General features: G+C 64.0%; 14 protein-coding genes. 5 read left to right on the forward strand and 9 right to left on the reverse strand.

Annotated features, from left to right (window positions below; translation table 11 throughout):
- Positions 1-7: 7 nt before the first annotated feature.
- Positions 8-211 (reverse strand): hypothetical protein, encoded by a 204-nt coding sequence (locus V1280_RS39555; protein WP_246208096.1) that lies wholly within the window; start codon positions 209-211, stop codon positions 8-10.
- Positions 212-389: 178 nt separating this feature from the next.
- Between V1280_RS39555 and V1280_RS39560 the strand changes: the two genes are divergently transcribed.
- Positions 390-641: a hypothetical protein gene (locus V1280_RS39560; protein WP_334536022.1), complete on the forward strand. Its 252-nt coding sequence runs from the start codon at positions 390-392 to the stop codon at positions 639-641.
- On the opposite strand, the gene V1280_RS39565 is transcribed toward V1280_RS39560, so the two are convergent.
- The 3 genes from V1280_RS39565 to V1280_RS39575 form a co-directional block, all read right to left on the reverse strand.
- Positions 638-2131, reverse strand: a complete 1494-nt coding sequence (locus V1280_RS39565) for a sensor histidine kinase (RefSeq protein WP_334536023.1) — start codon at positions 2129-2131, stop codon at positions 638-640. The two genes, V1280_RS39560 and V1280_RS39565, sit on opposite strands and share 4 nt — an antisense overlap.
- Positions 2132-2144: 13 nt before the next feature.
- Positions 2145-8435, reverse strand: a complete 6291-nt coding sequence (locus tag V1280_RS39570; RefSeq protein WP_334536024.1) for a HAMP domain-containing protein — start codon at positions 8433-8435, stop codon at positions 2145-2147.
- Between the two features lie 290 nt (positions 8436-8725).
- On the reverse strand, positions 8726-9250 hold the full coding sequence (locus V1280_RS39575; protein WP_334536025.1) for a DUF4142 domain-containing protein: 525 nt from the start codon (positions 9248-9250) through the stop codon (positions 8726-8728).
- A gap of 96 nt (positions 9251-9346) precedes the next feature.
- On the opposite strand from V1280_RS39575, the gene V1280_RS39580 reads away from it, so the two are divergent.
- From V1280_RS39580 to V1280_RS39590, 3 genes are all read left to right on the forward strand, one after another.
- On the forward strand, positions 9347-9541 hold the full coding sequence (locus V1280_RS39580) for a hypothetical protein (RefSeq protein ID WP_334536026.1): 195 nt from the start codon (positions 9347-9349) through the stop codon (positions 9539-9541).
- Between the two features lie 120 nt (positions 9542-9661).
- On the forward strand, positions 9662-9793 hold the full coding sequence (locus tag V1280_RS39585; protein WP_334536028.1) for a hypothetical protein: 132 nt from the start codon (positions 9662-9664) through the stop codon (positions 9791-9793).
- Between the two features lie 83 nt (positions 9794-9876).
- Positions 9877-10083: a hypothetical protein gene (locus V1280_RS39590; protein ID WP_334536030.1), complete on the forward strand. Its 207-nt coding sequence runs from the start codon at positions 9877-9879 to the stop codon at positions 10081-10083.
- A gap of 165 nt (positions 10084-10248) precedes the next feature.
- Here the strand turns inward: V1280_RS39590 and V1280_RS39595 are convergent, their stop codons facing one another.
- Positions 10249-10494 carry a hypothetical protein gene (locus tag V1280_RS39595; protein WP_334536031.1) on the reverse strand — a complete coding sequence of 82 codons (246 nt, stop codon included), beginning with the start codon at positions 10492-10494 and terminating at the stop codon, positions 10249-10251.
- 172 nt (positions 10495-10666) lie between these two features.
- Between V1280_RS39595 and V1280_RS39600 the strand changes: the two genes are divergently transcribed.
- Entirely contained in the window at positions 10667-10825 is a 159-nt protein-coding gene (locus V1280_RS39600; RefSeq protein ID WP_334536032.1) for a hypothetical protein, read from the forward strand.
- A gap of 184 nt (positions 10826-11009) precedes the next feature.
- On the opposite strand, the gene V1280_RS39605 is transcribed toward V1280_RS39600, so the two are convergent.
- The 4 genes from V1280_RS39605 to V1280_RS39620 form a co-directional block, all read right to left on the reverse strand.
- Complete coding sequence (locus V1280_RS39605) at positions 11010-11459, reverse strand: DUF3147 family protein (RefSeq protein WP_334538522.1); 450 nt, start codon at positions 11457-11459, stop codon at positions 11010-11012.
- Positions 11459-11806 (reverse strand): DUF3147 family protein, encoded by a 348-nt coding sequence (locus V1280_RS39610; protein WP_334536033.1) that lies wholly within the window; start codon positions 11804-11806, stop codon positions 11459-11461. Before V1280_RS39610 ends, V1280_RS39605 begins: the two co-directional genes overlap by 1 nt.
- Positions 11803-12378, reverse strand: a complete 576-nt coding sequence (locus tag V1280_RS39615; protein WP_334536034.1) for a phosphatase PAP2 family protein — start codon at positions 12376-12378, stop codon at positions 11803-11805. The genes V1280_RS39610 and V1280_RS39615 overlap by 4 nt, the downstream gene beginning before the upstream one ends.
- Before the next feature lie 77 nt (positions 12379-12455).
- Positions 12456-13346 carry an SDR family oxidoreductase gene (locus V1280_RS39620; protein WP_334536035.1) on the reverse strand — a complete coding sequence of 297 codons (891 nt, stop codon included), beginning with the start codon at positions 13344-13346 and terminating at the stop codon, positions 12456-12458.
- Positions 13347-13403: the final 57 nt, after the last annotated feature.

The raw sequence follows: 13403 nt of genomic DNA on the forward strand, positions 1-13403 counted from the left end.
GCGCGCTTCAAGATTCCTTGTCCTCGTTGAGGATGAACACGACCCCCGTGAGGGCGGCGCCGATGGCAAACGTCGTCACCATCGTGCCGACAAAGACGAAGGCTGCCGCACGGCCGCCATGATTCAGCAATTCTGCGACCGCGGGATTGGCCAGAATGAGCGCGAGGGTGAAGGTCAGACCGAGTGCAGCGCCCATCATCGCATGCGTCATCAGTTTGATGATTCCGGCGGGAGAGATCAGACTTGGCGACCCGTTTGGCGACTTTTTTGCGCGCATGGAACTGCCGATCGATCTGGCATGCAAACGCCCGCCGCAGTCGCGGGTTCCATCGCGCATGAAGGAATTGTCATGACCCGCTTCATCCGACGTTCATGCCGACCTTGCGAGGATGAACGCCATCAACACGGGAACATTTGATATGGGCAAGGTGGTCTTTCTCTATCGCTCGCTGGCCTACCGTAACGCGGCGGCCGACATGTTGCGCAAGGCACGCAAGCTGCCGCGCGGTGCGGAGCGCAGCGCGGCTCGCCGCTACGCGACGGCATTGCGCGATCTCGCGCAGACGGAAGCTTGGCTCGAAGGGCGCGTCGCCGATGAACCGCGGCCGATGTTACGGCTGAAGGTCGCTGCGTCGCGCTAACCCGACGCGCGCTGAAGTTCGGCAGAGGTGCTGGCCTCGAACTTGTCCTGCACCGCCGATGTTGCCGCGCTCCTGCGCGTCAACGGCACATCGAGACGGCACAACAGGCCCTCTGAACGCCAATCGAACTGCACCTGTCCGCCGAGCTGGGATTCGACACTGGCCAGCAGGCTTCTTGTGCCGAAGCCACGCGATTTCGGCGTCCTGACCAGCGGCCCTCCGGTCTCCTCCCAGGTCAAGATGAGGAGATCGTTCTCGGTCTGCCAGCCGATCGCGAGCCGCCCCGACCGGGTTGAAAGCGCGCCATACTTGGCAGAATTGGTGAAGAGCTCATGCAGCGCCAGCGCCAGTGTCTGGGCTGTCGCCGGCAGCAACTGCACTTCGGGACCCGCAAGCTTGATCTGCCCGCCGAGCGAATAGGGCGCCAGCTCTTCCTCGATCAGCTTGGAGAGCTCGGCGCCTTGCCAACTCGACAGCGACAGGATGGTGTGCACGCGCGCGAGCGCGTTGATGCGCCCCTCAACGGCACTGACGTAAGCCTTGACCTCGTCGGCGCGGGTGAGGCGCACGATCGACTGTGCCAGCGCCAGCGCATTCTTGGCACGGTGATCGACTTCGCGCGCCAGCAGGTTCTGCCGTTCCTCGGCGCGCTTGCGTTCGGTGATATCGACCGTGACGCCGCTCACCCGCACCACGCGACCACCCGGATCCACCGTTGCGGCCGCCGTGCCGACGCACCAGCGCACCTCGCCATTGGGCCGGCAGACGCGAAATTCTCCTTCATAGGCGTGGGCGCCGGTATTGAACGCGGCAATCGCCTGGCCGAACCGGTCGACGTCATCCGGGTGCAGCAGCGCCTGGATATTGGCCGAGGTGACGTTGAACGTCTCCGGCGTCACGCCAAAAATGCGGTACTGGCCATCATCCCACATCCAGTCGCCGTTGACCCAGTCCCAGTCCCAGGATCCCATCTTGCCGGCGGCGATCGCCATGCTGCGCCGCTCTTCGCTCTCGCGCAGCTTTGCGGTGGAGTTTTCCAGTTCGGCCGTGCGGGCGCGGACGCGATCCTCGAGATCCTGGTTCAGCCGCTCGAGCTCGCGCGTCTTGCGGTAGAGCTCGGCAAACACCTTGACCTTGGCGCGCAGCACTTCCGGCACGACAGGAACCGGAACGTAGTCGACCGCACCCATCTCGTAGCCGCGTAACCGGTCGATGTCGCTGACCTGGATCGCCGAGATGAAGATCATCGCGGTCTTCTGGAAACGCGGATGCTCGCGGATCATCGCCGCGAGCTCGAAGCCGTCGAGTTCGGGCATGCAGACGTCGACCAGGATCACCGCGATCTCGGTCTTGAGCAGCACCTCCAGCGCGTCGCGCCCGGACGAGGCGATCACGAGGTTCTCGCCGAGTTCCTTCAAGATCACCTCATAGGCGAGCAGCTTGGCCGGCTGGTCGTCGACGAGGAGGATGTTGACCTTTTCGTGGTCCATTCTCGGATCCAACTCAGCGGTGCAGCCACATGCGGATCGCAAGCAGCAATTGATCGGTGTTGACGGGTTTGGCGAGGTAGTCGGACGCACCGGCTTCCAGGCATTTTTCGCGATCGCCCTTCATCGCCTTCGCCGTCAGTGCGATGATCGGCAGGCGCAGGAAGGCCGGATTTTCCCGGATCACGCCGATGGTCTGATACCCATCCATCTGCGGCATCATGATGTCCATCAGCACGATGGCGATTTCCGGGTTGGATTCGACCAGCGTCACCGCCTCGCGGCCGGTGGTCGCCGTCAGCACCTTCATGCCGCGTCGTTCCAGCACGCTGGACAGCGCGAAGATGTTGCGGGCGTCGTCGTCGACCAGCAGCGCGGTCTTGCCGATCAGATCCTCGTCGGAACTGTTCAGCTTCTCCAGCATGCGCTGCTTCTCGACCGGCAGCTCCGTGATCACGCGATGCAGGAACAATGCGGTCTCGTCGAGCAGGCGTTCGGGCGATTCCACGCCCTTGACCACGATGCTGCGCGCCATGGTGTGGAGTTCCGCATCCTCTTCCGCCGAGAGCTCGCGGCCGGTGAACACCACCACCGGAACATTCGAGAGCGTGTCATCGCGGCGGATCTGCTCCAGCACCTCGAAGCCGCTCATGTCGGGCAGCCTGAGGTCGAGCACGACGCAGTCGCAGGGCGCCTCGCGCAGGGTCGAGAGCGCACCGGCGCCGGTGTCGGTGGTCACGATCTCGATGTCGTCGTGATGCAGCAACTCCCGGATCGACAGCTGCTCGGCCTCGTTGTCCTCGACGATCAGCAGCCGCTTGCGCCGCGGTCGCGCATATTCCTTGATCTGCGTCAGCGCGGCGGCGACGCCCTCGGTCGTCGTCGGCTTGTTGACGAAGGAGAAGGCGCCGCGGGCCAGCGCATGCTGGCGGTCCTCGTCGAGCGTGATGATCTGCACCGGGATGTGGCGCGTCAGCGGGTTGTGCTTGAGCTGGCTCAGCACCGTCCAGCCGAGCATGTCGGGCAGGAACACATCGAGCGAAACGGCGCGCGGCTGATATTGTTTTGCGAGTTCGAGCGCCTCCGCGCCGCGCGCGGCGACCAGGACCTTGAAGCCCTTGTCGCGTGCAAGGTCGACCAGGATGCGGGCATAATGCGGATCGTCCTCGACGATGAGCAGGATGCTGTCGCCGGGTTCGAGATTGAGCCGGTCGTCGGGCAGCTGCTCGATGACGCGCGGCTGCTCCGTCGCGGCCGGCTGGAGCGCCGGCGGCTGGCTGTATTGCTGGGGCGCGGGACGCGGCGCGAGCGTCGGGCCGGAATATTTCAGCGGCAGATACAGAGTGAAGGTCGAGCCCTTGCCCGGCGAGCTGCGCAGGTGGATTTCGCCGCCGAGCAGGCTCGCAAGTTCGCGACTGATGGCAAGGCCAAGGCCGGTACCGCCATATTTGCGGCTGGTGCCGGCATCGGCCTGCTGGAACGCCTCGAAGATCAGCTTCTGCTTCTCCAGGGGAATGCCGATGCCGGTATCGGAGACCTCGAAGGCGATCACGGCCGGCGCGGCGTTCAGCACCGGGTGATCCGTTCCCCAGCCGCCGACCGCTGCGGCGACCTTCAGACGCACCTCGCCTTCGGCGGTGAACTTGAAGGCGTTGGAGAGCAGGTTCTTCAGCACCTGCTGCAAGCGCTTGGAATCGGTGACGATGCTGCGTGCGAGGTTCGGATCGACGTCGATCTTGAACGACAGATTGCGATTCTCCGCCTCATGCCGGAACGGCCGTCCGACCGTCTCGAGCAGGTTGGCGGTGAGGATCTCCTCGGCGTCAACCGTCACCGTGCCGGACTCGATCTTGGAGAGATCGAGAATGTCGCTGATGAGGTTCAACAGGTCGGTGCCGGCACCGTGGATGGTGCGGGCGAATTCGACCTGTTTGCCCGTGAGGTTACCGTCCGGATTGTCGGTGAGCTGCTGTCCCAGGATCAGGATCGAATTCAGCGGCGTGCGCAGCTCGTGGCTCATATTGGCCAGGAATTCGGACTTGTACTTCGAGGTCAGCGCGAGCTCGGTTGCCTTTTCCTCGAGCGCGCGGCGGGCCTGCTCGATTTCCTGGTTCTTGCGCTCGACCTCGACGTTACGCTCGGCGAGCTGCTGCGCCTTCTGCTCGAGCTGGTCGTTGGTCTGCTGCAATTCGCGCTGCTGGGTCTGGAGCTCGCCGGCGAGCTGCTGCGACTGCTTGAGCAGGCCTTCGGTCTGCATCGTCGCTTCGATCGAATTGAGCACGATGCCGATGGAGTCGGTGAGCTGCTCCAGGAATGTCATCTGTGAGGTCGTGAACGAGGTGAGCGAGGCGAGCTCGATCACCGCCTTGACCTGGCCCTCGAACAGCACGGGCAGCACCACGAGGTTCTTCGGGGCGACGCGGAGCAGCGCCGAGTTGATGGGTACCACGTCGGCGGGAATGTCCGCGACCACGCGCGGACGCCGGTCGATTGCACACTGGCCGATCAGGCCATCGCCGAACGGAAGCACGCGCTGATAGGGATAGACGCCGTCGCCGGCATAGGAGGCAAGCAGCAGGAGCTGCGGATTGTCCTCGTTCTCGACCTGGTAGATCACGCCGGTATGCGCATTGACCAGCGGCGACAGCTCGGTCAGCAGCAGCCGGCCGACGGTTGCGAGATCGCGCTGGCCCTGCAGCATGTTGGTGAACTTGGCGAGATTGGTCTTCAGCCAGTCCTGCTCGGTGTTCACGTCCGTCGTCAGACGGAGGTTCGTGATCATGGTGTTGATGTTGTCTTTAAGCTCGGCCACTTCGCCGCGGGCATCGACCTGAATCGATCGCGTCAAATCGCCCTTGGTCACGGCGGTCGCCACTTCCGCGATCGCGCGCACCTGCGAGGTGAGGTTGGCCGCAAGCAGGTTGACGTTGCCGGTGAGGTCTTTCCAGGTGCCGGCGGCTCCGGGCACGTCGGCCTGACCGCCCAGCCGGCCCTCGACGCCGACCTCGCGCGCCACTGACGTTACCTGGTCGGCGAAGGTCGCGAGCGTCTCCGTCATGTTGTTGATGGTATCGGCAAGCGCTGCCACCTCGCCCTTCGATTTCACGGTGAGGTTTTGTTTCAAATCACCGTTCGCAACAGCGGTCACCACCTTGACAATGCCGCGGACCTGCTCGGTCAGGTTTGCCGCCATGAAGTTGACGGTGTCGGTGAGGTCCTTCCAGGTGCCGGCCACGCCGGGCACCTGGGCCTGACCGCCGAGCTCGCCTTCGGTGCCGACCTCGCGCGCAACGCGGGTGACTTCGCCGGCGAACGCATTGAGCTGGTCCACCATCGTGTTGATGGTGTTCTTGAGCTCGAGGATTTCGCCCTTCACGTCCACGGTGATCTTGCGGGACAAGTCGCCGCGCGCCACTGCGGTCGTCACTTCGGCGATGTTGCGGACCTGCGTGGTGAGGTTCGCCGCGAGCAGGTTGACGTTGTCGGTGAGGTCCTTCCAGGTGCCGCCGACGCCGGGCACGACGGCCTGGCCGCCGAGCCGCCCCTCGGTGCCGACCTCGCGCGCCACGCGCGTCACTTCGGCCGCGAAGGAGCGGAGCTGCTCCACCATGGTGTTCAGGGTGTCCTTGAGCAGCAGGATCTCGCCGCGCACGTCCACCGTGATCTTCTTCGACAAATCGCCGCCGGCGATCGCGGTCGCGACCTCGGCGATGTTGCGGACCTGGGCCGTCAGGTTCGAGGCCATGAAGTTGACGTTGTCGGTGAGGTCCTTCCAGGTGCCGGCGACGCCTGGCACTTCGGCCTGGCCGCCGAGCTTGCCTTCGGTGCCGACCTCGCGCGCCACGCGCGTGACTTCGCCGGCGAAACCGTTGAGCTGGTCCACCATGGTGTTGATGGTGTTCTTGAGCTCGAGGATCTCGCCCTTCACGTCTACGGTGATCTTGCGGGACAAGTCGCCGCGCGCCACGGCGGTCGTCACTTCGGCGATGTTACGGACCTGAGCGGTGAGGTTGCCTGCCATCGAGTTGACGGAATCGGTCAAATCTTTCCAGGTGCCGGCAACGCCAGGCACGTTGGCCTGACCGCCGAGGCGGCCTTCGGTGCCGACCTCGCGCGCCACGCGCGTCACCTCGCCCGCGAAGCGGTTGAGCTGGTCCACCATCGTGTTCAGCGTGTCCTTCAGCTGAAGGATCTCGCCGCGCACGTCCACCGTGATCTTGCGCGAGAGGTCGCCGCCGGCGATGGCGGTTGCGACCTCGGCGATGTTTCGGACCTGGGCGGTGAGGTTGCCCGCCATCGAGTTGACGTTGTCGGTGAGGTCTTTCCAGGTGCCGGCGACCCCCGTCACCTGCGCCTGACCACCGAGCTTGCCTTCGGTGCCGACCTCGCGCGCGACGCGCGTGACTTCGCCGGCGAAGGCGTTGAGCTGGTCGACCATGGTGTTGAGCGTTTCCTTCAGCTGAAGGATCTCACCGGAGACGTTCACCGTGATCTTCTTCGACAAATCGCCCTTGGCGACGGCCGTGGCGACTTCGGCGATGTTGCGGACCTGGCCGGTCAGGTTCGAGGCCATCGAGTTGACCGAGTCCGTCAGATCCTTCCAGGTGCCGGCGACGCCGCGCACCTGGGCCTGGCCGCCGAGCTTGCCTTCGGTGCCGACCTCGCGCGCCACGCGCGTGACTTCGCCGGCGAAGGCGTTGAGCTGGTCCACCATGGTGTTGATGGTGTCCTTCAGCTCCAGAATCTCGCCGCGCACGTCCACCGTGATCTTCTTCGACAAGTCGCCGCCGGCAACCGCTGTCGTCACCTCGGCGATGTTGCGGACCTGCGCGGTCAGGTTCGACGCCATCGAGTTGACGCTCTCGGTCAGGTCCTTCCAGGTGCCGGCGACGCCGAGCACGTTGGCCTGGCCACCCAGCCGACCTTCGGTGCCGACCTCGCGCGCCACGCGCGTGACTTCGCCGGCGAAGGCGTTGAGCTGATCCACGCAGGTGTTGAGGGTTTCCTTCAGCTGAAGGATCTCGCCCGACACATTCACCGTGATCTTCTTGGAGAGGTCGCCGCCGGCGATGGCGGTCGCGACGTCGGCGATGTTGCGGACCTGCGCGGTCAGGTTCGACGCCATGAAGTTGACGTTGTCGGTGAGGTCCTTCCAGGTGCCGGCGACGCCGGGCACCTGCGCCTGGCCGCCGAGCTTGCCTTCGGTGCCGACCTCGCGCGCCACGCGCGTCACTTCGGAGGCAAACGAGTTAAGCTGGTCCACCATGGTGTTGATGGTGTCCTTCAGCTCCAGGATTTCGCCGCGCACGTCCACCGTGATCTTTCGCGAAAGGTCGCCGCGCGCCACGGCGGTCGTCACGTTGGCGATGTTACGAACCTGCGCGGTGAGGTTGCCGCACATCGCGTTGACGGAGTCCGTCAAATCCTTCCAGGTGCCGGCGACGCCGGGCACGATGGCCTGGCCGCCGAGCTTGCCGTCGGTGCCGACCTCGCGCGCCACGCGCGTCACTTCGGAGGCGAAAGAGCGGAGCTGATCCACCATCGTGTTGATGGCTTCCTTGAGCTGAAGGATTTCGCCGCGGACGTCGACGGTAATCTTCTTGGACAAGTCGCCGTTAGCCACCGCGATCGTCACCTCGGCGATGTTACGAACCTGGTTGGTCAGGTTGTTCGCCATCGAGTTGACGCTCTCGGTCAGGTCTTTCCAGACGCCGGTCACCTCAGGCACCTGGGCCTGGCCGCCGAGTTTGCCCTCGGTGCCGACCTCGCGCGCGACGCGGGTCACCTCGGAGGTGAAGACGCCGAGCTGCTTGATCATCGTGTTGACGATGGTCGCCGATTGCAGGAATTCGCCGCGCAGCGGGCGGCCCTCGACGTCGAGCTTGACGGTCTGGATCAGGTCGCCCTGCGCCACGGCCGCGACCGCGCGGGTCACCTCGCGCGTCGGCCACAACAGGTCGTCGATCAGCGTGTTGACGGAGCCTTCCATGTCGGCCCAGGAGCCGGAGGCGAGGCCGAACTTCACGCGCTGGCGGGTCTTGCCTTCGCGTCCCACCACCTGGCCGACCAGCTCGAGCTGCTGCGCCATGCGCTGGTTGGCGGCGATGATTTCGTTAAAAGTGTCGGCAATCTTGCCGTCGATGCCGAGATAGTCGCCGCTCATCCGCACCGAAAAATCGCCGCTGCGCATGGCTTGCAGCGCCAGCAGCAATTCCGGCCGGGAATCCGGCTCCGATGTACCGTTGGGTTTTGGCTTTGGGACGCGACGACCGGAGCGTGATGCTGTTCCGGGATCGAGGTCGCTCATACTGATTCCCCCGCAGGTGCCCCACCGAATCCACGGCGAAGCGCATTGACCAGACTAGACCGTCAGCCGAATCGCAAATCAAGCGCCAAGGTTGCGACGCGTGAAAATGGAACCTGCACTGCTCAGCCCGGCCAAGACAACCACGAGAATTTTGATTGGTTCCATTCGGTTCCAGAGAAATTTGATCTAATTTCTAAGGTCTTGCCGGATGGGTCCCAGGCATTCGGTCCGCCGGGAAGGGACTGAGCCGTGAGGCGGCGGCGCCGGCCGGAGCGTCGATAAGCAGTTTGCTATTTGTCGGCCATGGTGCGCGCGGCGTCCTTCAACTGCGCGCGCAGCACCGGCAGGTGCTCGTGCGCGAAAGCGGCGAGCGCCGGATTGTCAGGCGTCCTCAGATAGCGCTCGAGCAGGGCGATGGTGGATTCGTATTCGGGAATCTGCGCCGCATAGAAACTTCGGACATAGGCCGGTCCATCGGTATCATCGGGCTTGTCGAGGCTGGTGCCGGCTGAATCTGCCTTGCTCGCGCGCGGCTCGGCGCCGATGGCGTCCTGAATCTCCTTCAGCGCCTTGTCGCGCTTGGTCGCCTCTTCGGCGCGCAACGCGGCGAGGTTCTTGACCTCCGCATTGCCCTTCAGGTCGGTGCTCTCCAGCAGGCCCTGCTGGAAGCGGCTGAAAGCGTAGAGGCCGCTGATGACGTCCGTTGCGTCGGGCGTGCGATCGCCGCGCACCTGCTCGCCCGTGCTGTCGGCAAGAGCTGCGGTGCTGATGAAGGCCAGTTGGATAGTCAGGACGATCGCGACCAATATCCGCATGACTATTCAATGACTGGTAGCGTGCGAAGTTCCGGCGGAGGTTACGATCCTGTAAGGGCGGTTGCGGAACGCGTGTTCCGTGCCCACGTCTTAGTCATGAAACAGTCCGACATCTTCAGGGATAACGCTGAGAACTGCCTGCAATTGGCCGAGCGCTCGGAAGGGCAACCCGCCTATAATCGCTATTCGCGCATGGCAGATGCCTGGACGGCCTTGGCGAAAGAGCAGGACTGGCTCGATGGCGAAGTCCCGCCCGTTAAGGTCAGCATCCTGCACAGCCAGAGTGCCTGACCGCTCTCGTTTTCGTGTGTCCGCGTGTGAGACCGCTCACGGAATGAGCGGCACCGATCAGCCATCATCCGGGAATAGTCGATCGCGTTGATTTTCCAAATTCCAGAAGGAGGTTTTGCGATGGCTCCACGTCTGGCACTTCTCTCACTCATTCTCGCCTTTGGCGTTTCGGTCGCGTTCGCGACAGTGATGACGGTCCGGCAGGTGCATCAGGAAAACGCATCCGTGGCGGTGCATGCGGCGCATAGCTAGCGTCGCATACCTTTCGCGCGTTCGGAACATTCGACGCACCGGAGCGTAGGCGCTTCAGGCATCGGAACAGGCGAGAGGACATCATGGCACATTCCGACCACGGCATCGTCAAGGACAAGCGCGCAGAGGATCAGCCGCGCGACAAGCAGCGCGCGCAAACCGTGCACAAGACGGACCAAAAGAGCTCGCCGTCGCGTGAGGCGACGCGCGATCCCAAGCTCAACGACAACAGCAAGACGCCGGGCTCGGGCATGACGCCGGACGATTCCGGCGCTGCGCCGAGCGGCTAGAGGGTCATCAAGCGGTAGAGATTCTCGCGAGGAACGAATCTTCGCGCGAAGAGTCGACAGGTTGCTTCCGGCTGTCATGCCCCCGGTGCGCCGGAAGCAATCTCCAAGAGCGGCTCCGGCACCCACCGTGCCGGGGCCGTTTTGTTTTGTCGGAGGGCGATTGAATCAGCCGCCGCTGCCGCCTTCAGGATCACCCGTGTGTCCCTCAGGGCCGCGGCCGAACACGCCGAAGCTGCTCGACTTCACGCCGGCCCCGGCATCGACGCTGGCGGCAGCCAGTCCGAACTTGAGCAGTTCGCGGACCGCTGCCGCTCGCGTCGGCATACGATGTTTGAACCGGAAATCATCAACGGCGGCCAGTTCTTCCGGGGAGAGCATGACCTGAAGTCGCTCGGCGCGAAGGTCGTTCATGGTCGATCACGCAAAATGTGCAGGTTGAGTAGTTTACTCAACGGACCAACTTGAGGGGAGTTCCACAAGAGTCGATAGCGTCGCCAAATGAGTAAAATTTCACAATAAAATCAATAAGTTATTTTGAAACGACTCCCGCAATGGCGCATTCTCTTGGAAAGGGAGATGGGCCATGACGGATGAAGTCAGGTTACCCCGCAAGCTTTCCGAAGAGCCGGAGGCGCAGAAGCCGAGGCGCCCAAGCCACCAGAAGGTCATCGACCAGATCGAGCGCTGGGCCAACAGCCCGGGCCTGCAACCACCAAGGACAGAAGATGCGAAAACGGTCTGAGCCACATACTTTCGAACAGCGTCTCGACTCGCAGAGGCTGCGGCTCGAGCACGAGCTCGCGAGCCTGACGGACGGTCATCAGCGCGACTCCGTTCTGGCCCGCCTCGATCAGCTTCAAACTGCTGCCGAGATGTATGGTTTCTTGATGCTGCGGGGAGAGGCTGCGGCTTCTCGCTGATCACCCTCAGCGATCAGCCAGCGTGGTGCGGCTGGTGATACGAAGCTTCCGCCTCAACCACCACGCTGACACCGAGACGGCCGCCCATACCAGGATGGCGGCCGCGAATGCCCCGGTCTCGTTAGCCGCAACCAGGGCGGAGAATGTGGCAGCGAACGCCGCAAGACCGATGCTCCCAAGGCCGGCACCCGCAGCATCGAGAGCTGCAGCCTGCTGCCCGCGTCTCCGCCCCGAGAGGCCCGCCTTCTCTTTGGCTCGGCGCTCGTGGCTTTCGATCAGCGTCGCGCTGGCGCAGAAGATGGCCGGTAGCGCGAGGAAGAGCCCGCCGACGGCGAGGCCAAAGCGTGCGCTCACGAGCCCTGCGAAAACCGTCGCCAGTCCGCCGAGCACGAAGCGGACGCCGTACTCATACCAGTGTGTTTGCTTCAGAGCCGACGACGACAGTTTGACCAGCATCACGCGGCGCCTCCAACACCCGCAAGCAGGGCAAAGGCAACCGCAAACCATACGACGGAAGCGATGATGGTGGCAGGTAGCGCCGCCAGTCGAAACCTCATCAGGAGATGGCAGACGGCGAGACTGTAGCAGGCGAGGGCTACCGCGCCGTAGATCATGGTCCGGCTTTCCGCCGCAGCATATTGCGGGCCGTGTTGGACGACACCAATGCCCAGCGTTGCCAGCGCGATCGACGGCGCGGCGCCGAGGAGGCCACTAAAACTCTTGGGACGCAACATATCGCCGAGGATCGCGAAGGCGGACACGATCACGCCGCCGGCGATGAAGCGGAGGAGGTACTCGGTCATGATGGTGCCCGCCGATCCGCGGGCGTCCTCGTGAGCGTCCACGGCCTCATCATCCGCTCGATGACGATGCCCAGGGTGAAGCCTGCGACCACATCGCTGGCCCAATGCGCAAGCAAAGCGATGCGCGTCAGCGAAAGTCCTATGGCGATGGAGCGCACGAGACGTCGCCGGGCGGTTGGCAGCAGGCCGGCGGCGGATGCAAGGGCACCCATGTGCACGGCATGGCCGGACGGAAAGGCATCGCGCGGCCGTCCGGAGTAAGGCACGCCGCGGCGATGGCCTCGCACCGTCAGCCGATCGGGCCTGACCTGATCGAACGTGGATTTGAGGATGTGGGGAAGTATCGCCGTCACCAGCGACACCGCGAGGATGTGGTTGGCCGCACGGCGCTCTCCGTCAGGTCGATTCCTGGCGTAGAGCCAACCCGCAGCGGCGAAGGCGAGCAGCAGATGCTCATCTGCGCCCCAGGTCAGCGCCTCGGCAGTCTCCTCGAGCTTCGGGTTGGTGCGATCCGCGATTTCATTCGCGATCGCAATGTCGATGTGTGTTGGCTTGACTGTTACGAGCGCCATTGATCCAAGGCCGGCGAAAGGTTCTCTATGACAGTTTTGTAAAGCCGAACGCCGACGATCGTTCCTGAGCTCAGGCGTTACGGCTGTCCCGATCCGCCCGCGGAGCCATAGACCTGGCCGGTCGCATAGCTCGCATCAGCCGCGGCAAGCTGTACATAGATCGAGGCAAGCTCGGCGGGCTGGCCAGGGCGGCCTAATGGCGTCATGCCGCCGAACTTTTCGAGCTTCTCCATGGTGGCGCCGCCCGAAATCTGGAGCGGCGTCCAGATCGGCCCCGGCGCAACGCCGTTGACGCGGATGCCCCTGGAGGCGAGCTGCTTTGCGAGCGACTTCACGTAATTCATCGTCGCCGCCTTGGTCTGCGCATAATCATAGAGATCGGGCGAGGGATCGTAAGCCTGCTCGGACGTGGTGCCGACGATGCAGGATCCGGGCTTCAGATGCGGCAGCGCCGCCTTGATGATCCAGAACGGCGCGTAGATGTTGGTCTTCATGGTCGCGTCGAAATCTTCCGATGAAACGTCGAGGATGGAGGCGCGCGCCTGCTGTCGCGCCGCGTTGCTGACGATGATGTCGAGCCCACCGAGGCCTTGCACAGCCTGTTGAACCAGCTTCTTGCAGAAGGCTTCATCCTTGAGGTCGCCGGCGATCGCGAGGCCGATGCGGCCCTCCTTCTTGATCAGCGCGATCACCTCTTGCGCGTCGGGCTCCTCCGCCGGCAGATAGTTGATGGCGACGTCGGCGCCTTCGCGGGCATAGGCAATCGCGGCCGCGCGGCCCATGCCGGAATCGCCGCCGGTGATCAGCGCCTTGCGGCCCGAGAGGCGGCCGGAGCCCTTGTAGCTGGTCTCGCCATGGTCCGGCGGTGGCTCCATCTTGCCGGCAAGGCCCGGCCAGGGCTGCGACTGCTTCTTGAACGGCGGCTTCGGATAGCGGGTGACGGGGTCGATCAGGTCCTGCTCGGCCATGAGCGTATTTCCCTTCGCTGTTGAACTTGCCAGCGAAGCCGCGAGCTTTGCGCTCGC

The organism is Bradyrhizobium sp. AZCC 2230 (assembly GCF_036924495.1).
Classification (GTDB): Bacteria; Pseudomonadota; Alphaproteobacteria; order Rhizobiales; family Xanthobacteraceae; genus Bradyrhizobium; species Bradyrhizobium rifense.